This window comes from Thioclava sp. IC9, assembly GCF_002213225.1.
In the GTDB taxonomy this organism is placed as follows: Bacteria; Pseudomonadota; Alphaproteobacteria; order Rhodobacterales; family Rhodobacteraceae; genus Thioclava; species Thioclava nitratireducens.
Map to the genome: position 1 here is coordinate 388,774 of NZ_NBNX01000004.1, position 13,661 is coordinate 402,434.

At 63.3% G+C, this 13,661-nt stretch carries 15 protein-coding genes; 6 read left to right on the plus strand and 9 right to left on the minus strand.

The genetic code is table 11. From position 1 onward, the window contains the following. Positions 1–17: 17 nt before the first annotated feature. The 6 genes from rnhA to B6V76_RS13350 all read right to left on the minus strand — a co-directional run bounded on the left by rnhA (position 18) and on the right by B6V76_RS13350 (position 3,642). Positions 18–482 (minus strand): ribonuclease HI, encoded by a 465-nt coding sequence (gene rnhA / locus B6V76_RS13325; RefSeq protein ID WP_075775464.1) that lies wholly within the window; start codon positions 480–482, stop codon positions 18–20. Next, positions 475–1,080, minus strand: coding sequence for a glutathione S-transferase family protein (locus B6V76_RS13330; RefSeq protein ID WP_088725176.1), 606 nt, complete (start codon positions 1,078–1,080; stop codon positions 475–477). Before B6V76_RS13330 ends, rnhA begins: the two co-directional genes overlap by 8 nt. Positions 1,081–1,084: 4 nt before the next feature. Further along, the gene (locus tag B6V76_RS13335) at positions 1,085–1,513 is read right to left on the minus strand and encodes a DUF3429 domain-containing protein (protein WP_240497861.1); all 429 of its coding nucleotides are present in this window, start codon (positions 1,511–1,513) and stop codon (positions 1,085–1,087) included. Further along, positions 1,513–2,460, minus strand: a complete 948-nt coding sequence (gene ispH / locus B6V76_RS13340; protein ID WP_088727670.1) for a 4-hydroxy-3-methylbut-2-enyl diphosphate reductase — start codon at positions 2,458–2,460, stop codon at positions 1,513–1,515. The genes B6V76_RS13335 and ispH overlap by 1 nt, the downstream gene beginning before the upstream one ends. A gap of 60 nt (positions 2,461–2,520) precedes the next feature. Further along, positions 2,521–2,967, minus strand: a complete 447-nt coding sequence (locus B6V76_RS13345) for a YqaA family protein (RefSeq protein WP_088727671.1) — start codon at positions 2,965–2,967, stop codon at positions 2,521–2,523. A 111-nt stretch (positions 2,968–3,078) separates the two neighbouring features. Next, positions 3,079–3,642, minus strand: a complete 564-nt coding sequence (locus tag B6V76_RS13350) for an NYN domain-containing protein (RefSeq protein WP_075775403.1) — start codon at positions 3,640–3,642, stop codon at positions 3,079–3,081. 150 nt (positions 3,643–3,792) lie between these two features. On the opposite strand from B6V76_RS13350, the gene folK reads away from it, so the two are divergent. The 4 genes from folK to B6V76_RS13370 all read left to right on the plus strand — a co-directional run bounded on the left by folK (position 3,793) and on the right by B6V76_RS13370 (position 7,674). Beyond that, positions 3,793–4,353 (plus strand): 2-amino-4-hydroxy-6-hydroxymethyldihydropteridine diphosphokinase, encoded by a 561-nt coding sequence (gene folK / locus B6V76_RS13355; protein ID WP_088725174.1) that lies wholly within the window; start codon positions 3,793–3,795, stop codon positions 4,351–4,353. A gap of 98 nt (positions 4,354–4,451) precedes the next feature. After that, entirely contained in the window at positions 4,452–4,808 is a 357-nt protein-coding gene (gene rpoZ / locus B6V76_RS13360; protein WP_075775405.1) for a DNA-directed RNA polymerase subunit omega, read from the plus strand. Between the two features lie 27 nt (positions 4,809–4,835). Further along, positions 4,836–6,968, plus strand: coding sequence for a bifunctional (p)ppGpp synthetase/guanosine-3',5'-bis(diphosphate) 3'-pyrophosphohydrolase (locus tag B6V76_RS13365; RefSeq protein ID WP_075775406.1), 2,133 nt, complete (start codon positions 4,836–4,838; stop codon positions 6,966–6,968). A 34-nt stretch (positions 6,969–7,002) separates the two neighbouring features. Continuing rightward, positions 7,003–7,674: a DUF2062 domain-containing protein gene (locus B6V76_RS13370; protein ID WP_075775407.1), complete on the plus strand. Its 672-nt coding sequence runs from the start codon at positions 7,003–7,005 to the stop codon at positions 7,672–7,674. Positions 7,675–7,693: 19 nt separating this feature from the next. On the opposite strand, the gene B6V76_RS13375 is transcribed toward B6V76_RS13370, so the two are convergent. The 3 genes from B6V76_RS13375 to B6V76_RS13385 all read right to left on the minus strand — a co-directional run bounded on the left by B6V76_RS13375 (position 7,694) and on the right by B6V76_RS13385 (position 10,655). After that, entirely contained in the window at positions 7,694–7,939 is a 246-nt protein-coding gene (locus B6V76_RS13375) for a WGR domain-containing protein (protein ID WP_075775408.1), read from the minus strand. A 104-nt stretch (positions 7,940–8,043) separates the two neighbouring features. Continuing rightward, positions 8,044–8,754 carry a response regulator transcription factor gene (locus B6V76_RS13380; protein ID WP_075775409.1) on the minus strand — a complete coding sequence of 237 codons (711 nt, stop codon included), beginning with the start codon at positions 8,752–8,754 and terminating at the stop codon, positions 8,044–8,046. Continuing rightward, entirely contained in the window at positions 8,751–10,655 is a 1,905-nt protein-coding gene (locus B6V76_RS13385; protein WP_088727672.1) for a PAS-domain containing protein, read from the minus strand. The genes B6V76_RS13380 and B6V76_RS13385 overlap by 4 nt, the downstream gene beginning before the upstream one ends. A gap of 211 nt (positions 10,656–10,866) precedes the next feature. On the opposite strand from B6V76_RS13385, the gene B6V76_RS13390 reads away from it, so the two are divergent. Both B6V76_RS13390 and B6V76_RS13395 read left to right on the plus strand, forming a co-directional pair. Continuing rightward, positions 10,867–12,843 carry a long-chain fatty acid--CoA ligase gene (locus B6V76_RS13390; RefSeq protein ID WP_088727673.1) on the plus strand — a complete coding sequence of 659 codons (1,977 nt, stop codon included), beginning with the start codon at positions 10,867–10,869 and terminating at the stop codon, positions 12,841–12,843. Further along, positions 12,840–13,661 (plus strand): ABC transporter ATP-binding protein, encoded by an 822-nt coding sequence (locus tag B6V76_RS13395; protein ID WP_088719801.1) that lies wholly within the window; start codon positions 12,840–12,842, stop codon positions 13,659–13,661. Before B6V76_RS13390 ends, B6V76_RS13395 begins: the two co-directional genes overlap by 4 nt.

The following is a 13,661-nucleotide window of genomic DNA, read 5'->3' on the forward strand; positions in this document are numbered from 1 at the left end:
CCATGCGGGTAGGGCGGTCATTTTTGCTTGGCCGGTTTGAAGGGCTCCATCCCGGCGCGGGCCAATTCATCGGCGCGCTCGTTCTCCGGGTGGCCCGCATGGCCCTTGATCCATTCCCAGGTCACGCGATGGCGGCGCTGCGCCTCGTCGAGCCGCTGCCAGAGATCGACGTTCTTCACCGGTTTCTTCGCCGCAGTCTTCCAGCCGTTGCGCTTCCAGCCGTGGATCCAGCCGGTCACGCCGTTCTTCACGTAGGCGGAGTCTGTGGTGATCGTGATCGCGGTGTCGCGGGTCAGGGCCTCCAGCGCGTTGATCGCGGCCAGAAGCTCCATCCGGTTATTGGTGGTCTCGGCCTCGCCTCCCTTGAGCTCGCGCTCCTTGACGACCGCTTCGCCGTCCATCGCGCGCATCAAGACGCCCCAGCCGCCGGGGCCGGGATTGCCGCTGCACGCGCCATCCGTCCATGCGTAAAGCTTAGCCATCGAGACCCACATAGCCGTCGAGCTTAGCGATCCGGTCGAGCCAGCGGCGCAGCGCCGGGAAGGGCTCGAGATCATAGCCGCCGCGGGATTCAGCGGTGTGGGTATAGGCGTAGAGGCAGATATCGGCGAGGCTCATCTTGTCGCCTGCGAGCCAATCCGCCTGCTCCAGCCGCTGCTCCATGATGCCCAAAAGGACGTGGCCGCGCACTTCCAGCGCGTCGAGCGTCTCCTGCGTTCGCTCATGGGCGCGATGCGGATAGCAGAGGATCGCGGCGCGCACGGCGATGACGCCCTCGTGCTGGTTCTGCTCCCAGAACATCCAGGACAGCATCTGCGCTCGGGCGAAACGATCCTCCGGCACGAAGCGCGAGCCTTCGCCGAGATAGGTCAGGATCGCGTTGGATTCGCCCAGCACCCGCCCGTCATCGAGTTGGAGCGTGGGTGCTTTGCCGAAGGGAAGGGCCCCGCTTTCATGCGCCTGAGCCAATGCGTCGCTGTCATATTCCACATCGACCCGGTCATAGCTCTCGCCCAGCAGCGCCATCAGCAGACGCACCTTGTAGCTGTTGCCTGAGGAGGGCATCGAATAAAGCTTCATCACGTTACGTCCTTACGATCGCGATCAGGCAGGCGACGACGACTGCCGTCAGGCCGATGCGCAGTTTCAGCCACCAGAGCGGCGTATGACCGAACTTCTGGAACAGCCAGTCGAGCGGCAAGAGCGCGAGGAAGCCGAGAAGCAGCACGAAATTCACCGGCATCCCGAGCGCCACGAAGGCGATGAAGAAGATGACCGGAGCGACGGCGAGGAAATAGCCGGTCTCCCATTCCGCACGCGCCGCGAAGCCCCAGAGGCTGCCTGCCATGAAGCAGAAGATCATCAGGCCATAGGCGAGCACGGCTACACGCGGATCGGCGACGAAGGCGAATTGCCCGGTCTGCACCACCAGCACGCCCCAAAGGAACGGGATCAGCCCGGCAAGGCCGAGGATCAGCGCGCCGCCGGGGATTTTCGGACCCATACCGCGCATCACGAGGCTTCCCGCAATACGCGCGGCACCTTGAACTCGATGTCCTCGCGGGCGGTTTCGATCTGGTCGACCGTCAGGTCAAAGCGTTGGCGGAAAGCGTCGATCACCTCGTCGATCAGCACTTCCGGTGCTGACGCGCCTGCGGTCACGCCGACCGTCTTCACGCCTTCCAGTGCGCGCCAGTCGATATCCTCGGCGCGTTGCACGAGTTGCGAATAGGTACAGCCCGAAGCCTTGCCGACCTCGACGAGACGCCGCGAGTTGGACGAGTTCGGCGCGCCGATCACCAGCAGCGCGTCGATCTGATCGGCCATCGCCTTCACCGCCGCCTGACGGTTCGTGGTGGCATAGCAGATGTCTTCCTTGGCGGGGCCGACGATCTTCGGGAAGCGATCCTGCAGGGCCTCGACGATTGCTGCCGTGTCATCGACCGAAAGCGTGGTCTGGGTGATGAAAGCCAGTTGGTCGGGATCGCGCGGTGTGATCTTGGCCACGTCTTCGACCGTTTCGACCAGTAGCACCTCGCCTTCAGGCAGTTGCCCCATCGTGCCGAGAACTTCCGGGTGGCCGGCATGGCCGATCATGACCATCTGCAGCCCCTCGTTCGAGTGCCGCTCGGCTTCCTTGTGGACCTTGCTCACCAGCGGGCAGGTCGCGTCGACATAGATCATCTCGCGCCGCGAAGCCTCGGCGGGCACCGATTTCGGCACGCCGTGGGCCGAGAAGATCACCGGTCGGTCGTCGGGGCATTCGTCGAGCTCTTCGACAAAGACGGCGCCTTGGTCGCGCAGGCTGTCGACGACGTATTTGTTATGCACGATCTCGTGGCGCACATAGACCGGGGCGCCCCATTTCTCGAGGGCCATCTCGACGATCTTGATCGCCCGGTCGACGCCCGCGCAAAAGCCGCGCGGGGCTGCGAGATAGAGTGTCAGGGAGGGTTTCATCGCGCGCTCCTTTGTTCGGGTTCAGACGTAAAGCTCCACCAGCCTCGCGTCCAGAGGCGATCAGCTTGCAAGCCCGATGGCCTGTGCCGTCAGCCATGCCAGCACCGCGTAGCGTCCCGCTTTCGCGATGAAGACCAGCGGCAGGAACAGCCACATCGACATCCGCAGGATGCCCGCGACGAGGCAGATCAGGTCGCCTCCGGGCGCCCAGCTCAGCAGCAATAGCCCGATCCCCCAGCGCTCGAACCAACGGTGGCCGCGCGCGAGCTGCGTCTCGTTCGCGGGAAACCATTTGCGATCTTTCCAGCGGGTCACGCCGAGACCGATCGCATAAGTGACGAGCGAGCCGATCGTATTACCCAAGGCGGCGACGAGGATCATCAGCCAGATATTCTGGGTGCCGAGGGTCTGCAGCGCCACGAAAACCACTTCCGACTGGAAGGGGATCGGCGTGGCGGCCAGAAGGGCCGAGACGAAGAGGCCGAGCAGGGAGACGTTTTCGAGCATCAGGGCTTTCGTGAAAAGCAGCCGGGAGAACGATCCCGGAAAAGACGAAGGGCGCGCAGGTGATCCGCACGCCCCTTCAATCACGAATTACGGCCCGCGTCAGGCCCCGGATCAGCTCTCGCTGCCGTCTTCGCCTTCGCGCGGCTCGCGCGGCGGGCGCCCGATAACTTCGCGCAGCGCGTCGAGTTCGATGAAATTATCGGCCTGACGACGCAGTTCGTCGGCGATCATCGGCGGCTGCGAGCGGATCGTCGAGACGACCGAGACACGGCAGCCCTGACGCTGAAGGCTTTCGACCAGCGGCCGGAAATCGCCATCGCCAGAGAACAGCACGATATGATCGAGGCGCGGTGCGAGCTCCATCGCGTCGACGGCGAGCTCGATATCCATATTGCCCTTCACCTTTCGGCGGCCCATGGAATCCGTATATTCCTTCGCGGGCTTGGTAACCATCGCAAAGCCGTTGTAATTCAGCCAATCCACCAGCGGACGGATCGGCGAATATTCTTCGCTCTCCAGGAGGGCTGTGTAATAAAACGCGCGCACGAGTTTGCCGCGGCGCTCGAATTCTTGTCTCAACAGCTTGTAATCAATATCAAAGCCAAGCGCCTTGGCGGCCGCATAAAGATTAGATCCGTCTATGAACAGGGCGAGTCGTTCGTCCTTGTAGAACATACAGTCCTCTTGCACAGGTGGGGTGGACCAGATCGCTCATGTGCCGATACGGAAAGGATTAACCGTATCTCAGTCTTGCACAGGCGGGGAGGGCCGACCAGATTTAACTAGGACATATCGCATTTCGCGAGGGAAACGGAATCTGTCTTTATGGACACTAACTATTTGGTCGCTTTAGGGGCGAATTTACCGAGCCAATATGGGTCTCCTCGCGAAACGCTCTGCGCCGCTTTGGAGCGCTTGGAGCAACTGGGTTTTTCCATGGTGGCAATTAGCCGCTTCTGGTCGACGCCCGCCGTTCCCGCTGGGGCCGGTCCCGACTTCGTGAACGCTTGTTGCAAAATGCGATGCAATTTGCAACCTCGCGATGTCCTCGCGCAACTCCATGTCTTGGAAGAGGAATTTGGCCGCGTGCGGGAAGGCCGCTGGAGCGCGCGGGTCATCGATGTTGACCTGATTGCATCAGAGGAGCAGGTTCTGCCGGATCGCGACGCCTTCTTGCGCTGGCAGAATCTCCCGCAGGACGCGCAGCAGCGCGAGGCCCCGAGCGAGCTGATCCTGCCGCATCCGCGCTTGCAGGACAGGGCTTTCGTGCTGATTCCCCTTGCCGAAATCGCGCCGCTCTGGCCCCATCCGGTGACGGGGCAAAGCGTGATGGAGATGCTTGCAGCGCTTCCGGAAGCGGAAAAATCGTCGATTTCTCCGCTATGAGGGGGGCAAAACCCTGCGGGCGGGGTGGATGGGCGCTTGTGTTTCCGCACTGCAAAGCCTAAGTAGGGCCCTCAATCCGAGTTCTTCTGGAGAGATTCATGGCCCGCGTGACGGTTGAAGATTGCGTTGACAAGGTTCCGAACCGCTTCGAGCTGGTAATGCTCGCTTCGCATCGTGCCCGCGAAATCGCTGCTGGCGCTCCCATCACGGTCGAGCGCGACAACGATAAAAACCCCGTCGTCGCTCTGCGCGAAATCGCCGAGGAGACCCAATCGGCCGAGGATCTGCGTGAGCGTCTCATCGAGAGCAACCAGACCCAGATCGAGGTCGACGAGCCCGAAGAGGACTCGATGGCGATGCTCATGGGTGGCGAATCCCCCGATCGTGCCGTCGAGGACGACATGAGCGAAGAGCGCATGTTGCGCGCGCTGATGGACGCGCAAGGGCGCGAGTAATCCACTGATTGGCCGGAACGAGCGCGAATGATCGACGTCGAAGACCTGATCGCGCTCGTCCGCAATTATAATCCCAAGACCGATGCGGATCTGATCCGGAAGGCCTATGCCTACGGTAAGGACATGCATGAAGGGCAGTTCCGGCATTCGGGCGAGCCCTATTTTTCGCATCCCGTCGCGGTGGCGGCGATCCTGACCGAACAGCGTCTGGATGATGCGACCATCGTCACCGCCCTTCTGCACGACACGATCGAAGACACGCGCTCGACCTATGGCGAGGTCGCCGGGATGTTCGGCGAGCAGATCGCCGAGCTGGTCGACGGCGTCACCAAGCTGACCAACCTGCAACTCTCGAACGCGGCCTCGAAGCAGGCGGAAAACTTCCGCAAGCTGTTCATGGCGATGTCGAAAGACCTGCGGGTGATCCTCGTGAAGCTCGCCGACCGCCTGCACAACATGCGGACGATCCGTTCGATGCGGCCAGAAAAGCAGGCTCAGAAAGCGCGCGAGACGATGGAGATCTACGCGCCGCTCGCAGGCCGGATGGGTATGCAGTGGATGCGCGAGGAACTCGAAGACCTCGCCTTCAAGGTACTCAACCCCGAGGCGCGCACCTCGATCATTCGGCGCTTCGTCAGCCTGCAAAAGGAAACCGGCGATGTGATCCCGAAGATCACCGCCGACATCCGCGCGCTGCTCGAAGACGAGGATATCGACGCCGACGTGTTCGGTCGCGCGAAGCGGCCCTATTCGATCTGGCGCAAGATGGAGGAGAAGCAGCTCACCTTCTCGCGCCTGTCGGATATCTACGGCTTCCGCGTTATCACCCGCACCGAGATGGACTGCTACCGGGTCCTCGGGCTGATCCACCACCGCTGGCGTGCGGTGCCGACCCGCTTCAAGGATTATATCAGCCAGCCGAAGACCAACGGCTATCGCTCGATTCACACCACGGTGTCGGGGCGCGACGGCAAGCGCGTCGAGGTGCAGATCCGCACCCGCCAGATGCACGAAGTCGCCGAGGCAGGCGTCGCGGCGCATTGGTCCTATCGCGATGGCGAGCGCGCGCAGAACCCCTTCGCGGTCGATCCGGCGAAATGGTTGGCCTCGTTGAGCGAGCGGTTCTCGGACCCCGATGGCGATGGCGATCACGACGAGTTTCTCGAGAACGTCAAACTCGAGATGTATTCCGATCAGGTCTTCTGCTTCACGCCGAAAGGCGATGTGGTGAAGCTGCCAAAAGGCGCCACTCCGATCGATTTCGCCTATGCGATCCACACGCGTATCGGCAATAGCTGCGTCGGCGCCAAGGTCGACGGCATCCGCGTTCCGCTCTGGACGCGCTTGAAAAACGGCCAGTCGGTCGAGGTGATCACCGCCTCGGGCCAGCGTCCGCAGTTGACCTGGCTCGATATAGTGGCGACCGGGCGCGCCAAGGCAGCGATCCGCAAATCGCTGCGTGAGGAAGATCGCGACCGCTTCATCAAGCTGGGTCAGGAATTGGCACGGGTGGCGTTTGAGCATGTCGGCCGCCGCGTGACCGACAAGGCGCTGCGCACCGCCGGCAAGGCGCTGGGGATCGGCGATCAGGACGAGGTTCTCGCGCGGCTCGGATCTGCGGAACTGGCGGCCTCGGACGTGTTGGACGCGCTTTACCCGGAACTCGCGCAACGCCGCGAAGGCGCCGAGATCGAGCCGACCCGCGCCGTTCTGGGGCTCGCCGCCGATCAGAGCTTCCGCCGTGCCGATTGCTGCCAGCCGCTCCCGGGAGAGCGGATCGTCGGCATCACCTATCGCGGTAAGGGCGTGGTGATCCACGCCATCGATTGCCCCGCTCTCGAAGAGTTCGAGGATCAGCCCGAACGCTGGGTCGATCTGCATTGGAAAACCGGGCAACACCCGCCTGCCTATACCGCGACGCTCAAGGTCACGATCTCGAACGACGCAGGCGTGCTGGGACATATCTGCACCTTGATCGGCCAGCAGAAGGCAAATATTTCGGACCTCAACTTCGTGGAGCGCAAGCCGGATTTCTATTCGGTGCTCGTAGAGGTCGAACTGTGCGATGCGGAACATATGCATCGCCTGCTTACCGCCCTTGAGGCGGAGAGCGACGTGGCGCAGGTGGAGCGGATCAGGAACCTGTCGCGCAAACCCTGACGCACACGGCGCAGGGGGGAGAAAGGACGGCGGCGTGGTCTTCAGGCGGCGCGAAAAAAGGGGGCTCCTGGCCAACCTGCGCGAGGCGATCTGGCCGCGTTCGGGCTGGTCCCGGGCTTTCCAATACGTCAAGCACCGCGTCAACCGACTGCCCGACCGCCCGCATCGCATCGCCCGCGGCGTCTGGGCCGGGGTCTTGGTCTCGTTCACGCCGCTCTTCGGATTTCACTTCGTCAGCGCGGCGGCCGTGGCCTGGATCATGCGCGGTAATATCCTCGCGGCGATCCTCGCCACCTTCTTCGGCAATCCGGTCACCTTCCCGATCATCGCTGTCTTCTCGACGAAGCTTGGGCACAAGATCCTGGGCGACCGGCTCGATCATGGCGGAGAGCCCGAAAGCCTGCTGCAGACCTTTCAGGCGGCGAGCCACGATCTGCTGCATAACTTCTGGGCGATGTTCACCCCCGAACATGCCGAATGGAGCGGTTTGGAGCGGTTCTTCACCGACGTCTGGCTACCCTACTTGATCGGCGGAATCGTTCCCGGCGTGATCTCGGCGACCATCTGCTACTACGTGTCCTTGCCGATCATCACCGCCTATCAGAACCGGCGGCGTAGTCGGCTCAAGGCGCGGCTCGAGAAGATGCGGGCGAAGATCAAGCGCGAGGAAAGGGCGGCGGCGAAGGCCGAGAAGTCCGAGGATTGAACCGATCCGGCTCGCCGCGTCAGCTTTGCGTGCCGCCTGCGTCCGCCGCGCTCAGCGCGTAGCCGCGCCGTTGCGCCCGGCGGCGAAACCGCTCGGCGGCATGGACCGCTTCGCGCAGGTTGGAGAACCAGCGCAGGCAGGAGGCGCCGGTCTGACCTTGCAGCCCCCATTCGCGCAGCACGGTATATTCCCCGAACAGGTTGTCGGAGACTTCCACGCGATAGAACCGTCGCGATGTCGGCGTGTGTAGAAGGAGATTGAGCATGGCAGTGCCCCTGTATCCCGATTTCGTGAAGTGAATCAGAGCGGAGCGGTTTTGGCCAGCAAAAAGAGGTTAATGCCTTGCTGCCCGCAGCGCGGGCTATGTCCTCAGCTCCAGCGGACTTCGCCAAGGAAGATGTACCCCGCGCCGTATATCGTTTTGATAAGGCGTGGGTTTTTCGGATCTTCGCGAAGCTTCGTGCGCAGCCGAGAGATCCGCACATCCATCGCCCGGTCGAAGCTCTCGCCCGCCGCGCCGCCCAAGCTTTCCTGCATCTGCGCGCGGGTGATCAGCCGGTTCGGGCTTTCGAGAAACAGCCGCAGCACCTCCCCCTCGGCATGGGAGAACGAGGTTTCGGCCCCATCCTCCGCGACGAGGAGGTAGCGGTCGAAATGCGCGGTCCAGCCTGCGAAACGGGCGGTTTGCGCCTGCGCAGGGCTTTCGCTGCGCCCCTTGCGCAGCCGGGCGCGGATGCGCGCCACGACTTCGGCGGGATCGAAGGGCTTGATGATGTAATCATCCGCACCAAGCTCCAGCCCAGTCACCCGGTCCTGCACCTGCGCGCGGCCCGAGATGATGATGATCGCAGCGCCGGATTCCAGCGCCAGCCGATGCACCAGCGCCAGCCCGTCGCGATCAGGTAGCCCCAGATCGACGAGGCAGACATCCGGCGAAGAGCGCTTCAGCCCAACTTCGAACTCGGTCGCGCGGGCATAGCAGGTCGTGCGAAACCCGGCCTCTTCGAGCGCATCGGAGAGCATCCGGCGAATTTCGGGCTCGTCGTCGAGGATCGCGACAAGGGGGTGGTCGGCACTCATCGAGGCACTCCCGCAAGCAACGCCGCAAGCTGCGCGGCGGTAAAGGGTTTCTGAAGGACCGGGCAGGGGGCCTGCGCGCGCAGCGCATCGCCCGGTGGCAGCGAGGTCATCAGGATCATTGGAACCTGATCGCCGATACTGCGGGCAAGATCCACCCCGCTGCGTGGTCCGGGCAGCTGGATATCCGACAGGACCAGTTCAATGTCGGGCAGGTTCAGAAGCGCCTCGGCCTCGGCGATCGTACCCGCCTCTACGACCGTATGGTCGAGGGCGCGGAGCATGTCTCGGGTGCTGGCGCGGATGTCCTCGTCATCCTCGACCAGCAGAACCATCATCGGGTCGGCTTGCCGGGCGGCGGCTTTCAGCGGTAGCCGCATCGTTACGCGCGCTCCGTCCTCGGTGTTCTCCAGCCGCAGCGTGCCGCCCGCGAGCTTGGTCTGGTCATAGACCATCGACAGGCCGAGCCCGGAGCCCTCCTTGCCCTTCGTCGTGAAGAACGGGTCGAGCGCGTGTTCGAGCGCCTCGTCCGAGAAGCCTCCGCCCTGATCGGTGACGATGATCTCGACCCAGGTGTCGCGCACTGCGCGGGCCTCGATACTGATCGTGCCGCCCTTCGCCCGCATTGCGTGATTGGCGTTCAGGATCAGGTTCAGAAGGCTGTCCTGCAGCGGCCCGGGATCGAGCAGGATCGGGTCGCTCAGACCGTTATTGGCGAAGTCGAGCGTCACCGGATCGTGCAGCGTCGGCCCCGCCATCGCGGCGAGATCGTCGAAGAGATCGTCCAGCACCACCGCCTGCGGGCGCAGCTCGCGCGGGCCCGAGATCGCGGCGATCCGGTCGAGAAGCGTGCCGCCGCGCCGCGCCGCGCCAAGGGTCGCGCGGATCGCCTCCTGCGCCTCCGCAGGCAGCCCCTCCATCCGTTCGAGCCGCCCCTGCAACCCGAGGATGATCGTCAGCAGATTGGCGAAATCATGCGCCAGCCCCGAGGACAGCTGCGCGGCCAATTCGCGCTTCGCCGTTTGCGCCAGCGCCGCGCGGACCTGCGCTTCGTGCGTGACATCGGTGGAGAGGATATAGATCCCGGTTACCTTGTCCTCGCCCGCGAGATCGGGGGTCAGCGCCACGCGGATGCGGCGGCCCGACGGGTCATGGGTGATCTCGACCACGCTTGCCTCGCCGGCAAGCGCGCGGCGAAAGCAGGGGGTGATCTTGCGATAGGTCTCGGGGCCGAGCGCCTCGCTCGCATGGTGGCCGACCGCATTGGCGAGCGAGCCGGGCATCACGGTTGACAGACGCCGGTTGGAATAGGTGTAGATCAGGTCGCGATCGACCCGCGCGATATGGGCAGGCATCATCTCGGTCACCTGCCGGGTGCGGGCCTCGGTGATGGCCAGTTGGCGCGAGGTTTCCTCCAGCGCCATGTTGGTCGCGGCGAGTTCGCGGTTCGCCGCCGCGAGCGCCTCGGCATGGTCGAGGAGCTGACCCGACAACTCTTCGGAGCGCGCGCGCAACAGTGCCTCCTGCCGCTTCACCGGCGTGATATCGGTATAGACCGTGACCCAGCCGCCTTCGGGCAGAGGCGCGCCCTCGACCGAGATCGTGCGCCCATTCGCGCGTTGCCGCTCCATGTAATGGGCCTCGAAGGCGCGCGCGGTCTCGACCCGTTCGCGGACGGCGGCCTCGATATCGTCCACCTTGCCGTATTCGCCCCGCGTCACGAGGAAGCGAATCGTATCCTCGAAGGTGGTGCCGGGTCGGGTCAGCGCATCGGGCAGGTCGAACATGAGCTGGTATTGCCGGTTCGACACGGCCAGCCGCAGATCGCTGTCGAAGATCGACAGCGCCTGTCCGATGAGGTTCAGCCCCGCCTGTGTCAGCCGCTCGCGGCTTGTTTCGCTCACCTTGCCCCTCCCGCTCCTTGGCTTTTGCTACCACCGGCGGACGGCGCGGCAAAGCGCGTTTCGCTGCGCAGCGAAGTCGTAAGAATTCGTTACAATCACGAAAAGATCACGAAAACTTTGACAGAGACTGTCGAGCCATGCCGAACTGTGCGCGGAGGAGCGCCCAGAGCGGTCGAGGGACGCCGGACATACCGGCGCGAGGGAGGAAAATTTGGCTGACGCAGTCGCGAAGGGGCAGGACTCTGCCCAATCGATTCCTGCGCTTTTGGCGCGGAACGTGGCCCGATACGGTGGCTACCCCGCCTATCGCGAAAAGGAATTCGGGATCTGGCAGAGCTGGAGCTGGGCCGAAGCGGCCGAGGAAATCCGCGCCATGGCGCTGGGTTTCCTGAGCCTCGGCGTGGAGCGGGGCGATCATGTCGCCATCATCGGGCGCAACCGCCCCATGCATTACTGGTCGATGGTCGCGGCGCAGATGTGCGGCGCGATTCCGGTGCCGCTGTATCAGGACGCGGCGGCCGAAGAGATGGCCTATGTGATGGAGCATTGCGGCGCGCGCTTCGTCGTCTGCGGCGATCAGGAGCAGGTCGACAAGATCGTCGAGATCGAGGACCGCATCCATGCGATCACCCATGTCACCTACACCGACAAGCGCGGCATGCGGAAATACGACCACTCGCGGATGAACGCGCTGGAGGACGTGCAGGCCGAAGGCCGCGCGGGCCATTCGCGCTACGAGGCCGAGCTCGACAAGCGCATCGCCGAGCTGACCTATGACAGCACCTGCGTGATGCTCTACACCTCGGGCACGACGGGCAAGCCGAAGGGCGTGGTCCTGTCGAACCGCAACATCATCGAGACTGCGAAGGCGTCCTCGGAATTCGATCACCTGAACCATAATGACGAGGTTCTGGCCTACCTGCCGATGGCATGGGTGGGCGATTTCATCTTCTCGATCGGGCAGGCCTATTGGTCGGGCTTCACCGTGAACTGCCCGGAAAGCCCCGAGACGATGATGATCGACCTGCGTGAGATCGGGCCGACCTATTTCTTCGCGCCGCCGCGGGTCTTCGAGAACCAGCTGACCTCGGTGATGATCCGCATGGAAGATGCGGGCAAGCTGAAGAAGAAGCTGTTCGACCATTACATGAAGGTCGCGCGCGATGTCGGCCCCGAGATTCTCGATGGCAAGCCCGTCAGCTTCGGCAAGCGGGTGTCCTATGCGCTGGGCAATCTCTTCGTCTATGGCCCGCTGAAGAACACGCTGGGCTTCTCGCGCATCCGCGTGGGCTACACGGCGGGCGAGGCGATCGGGCCGGAGATATTCTCCTTCTACCGCTCGCTCGGGATCAACCTGAAGCAGCTCTACGGCCAGACCGAGGCGTCGGTCTTCATCACCCAGCAGCCCGATGGCGAAGTACGCGCCGATACGGTGGGCGTGCCGTCGCCGGGCGTCGAGGTGAAGATCGCCGACAATGGCGAGGTTTTCTATCGCAGTCCCGGCACCTTCGTGGAGTATTACAAGAACCCGGAAAGTACGGCCTCGACCAAGGACCCGGAAGGCTGGGTCGCAACGGGCGATGCGGGCTTCTTCGAGGAAGACACCGGGCATCTGCGGATCATCGACCGCGCGAAGGATGTGGGCAAGATGGCCGACGGTCGCCTGTTCGCGCCGAAATATGTCGAGAACAAGCTGAAGTTCTACCCCTCGATCCTCGAGGCGGTGGTGTTCGGCGCAGGGCGCGATCGCTGCACGGCCTTCATCAATATCGACCTCACGGCGGTCGGCAACTGGGCCGAACGCAACAACATCTCCTACGCCTCCTACCAGGAGCTTGCGGGCCACCCGCGCGTCTACGAGATGATCCGCGAACACGTCGAAGAGGTGAATGAAAGCATCGCCGAAGACCCGATGCTCTCGGGCTGTCAGGTCCATCGCTTCCTGATCCTGCACAAGGAACTCGACGCCGATGACGGCGAGATGACCCGGACCCGCAAGGTACGCCGCAACGTGATCGGCGAGAAATTCGCCGACCTGATCGCGGCGCTCTATGACGGGCGCGACGAGATCTACACCGAAACGGAAGTGACCTACGAGGACGGGCGCAAGGGCTCGATCAAGGCGACGCTGAAGATCGCCGACGCGAAGGTCGTGGCCCCGAAACAGATGGCGGAGGCGGCGGAATGAAAGACATGCAAGACGGATACGTCACCGCCGACGGCCGCCAGATCGGCGGGGTCATCATGGAGATGAAGAACATCACGCTGCGCTTCGGCGGGGTGGTGGCGATCAAGGATATCTCCTTCGACATCCGCGAGGGCGAAATCCGCGCGATCATCGGTCCGAACGGCGCGGGGAAATCCTCGATGCTGAACGTCATCTCGGGCTTCTATATCCCGACCGAGGGCGAGGTGTTCTACAAGGGCATCAAGCGCGGGCCGATGAAACCCTATCAGGTCGCGCGTCTTGGTATCGCACGCACCTTCCAGAACATCGCGCTGTTCGACGGCATGTCGGTGCTCGACAACATCATGACCGGCCGGCTGACCCATATGAAGAAGGGTCTCGTGTCGCAGGCGGGTTGGTGGTGGACCGGTGCCGCCGCCGAGGAACACGAGAACCGCGAGAAGGTCGAGAAGATCATCGACTTCCTCGAGATCCAGAATATCCGAAAAACGCCGGTGGGGCGTCTGCCTTACGGCCTGAAGAAGCGGGTGGAACTGGCGCGCGCGCTTGCCGCGGAGCCGAAGATCCTGCTGCTCGACGAGCCGATGGCCGGGATGAACGTCGAAGAGAAAGAGGACATGAGCCGCTTCATCCTCGACGTGAACGACGAATTCGGCACCACCATCGTCCTGATCGAACACGATATGGGCGTCGTGATGGATCTCTCCGACCGCGTGGTCGTGATGGATTACGGCAAGAAGATCGGTGACGGCTCGCCCGACGAGGTGCGCAACAATCAAGACGTGATCGACGCCTATCTGGGGGTGGCCCATGACTGA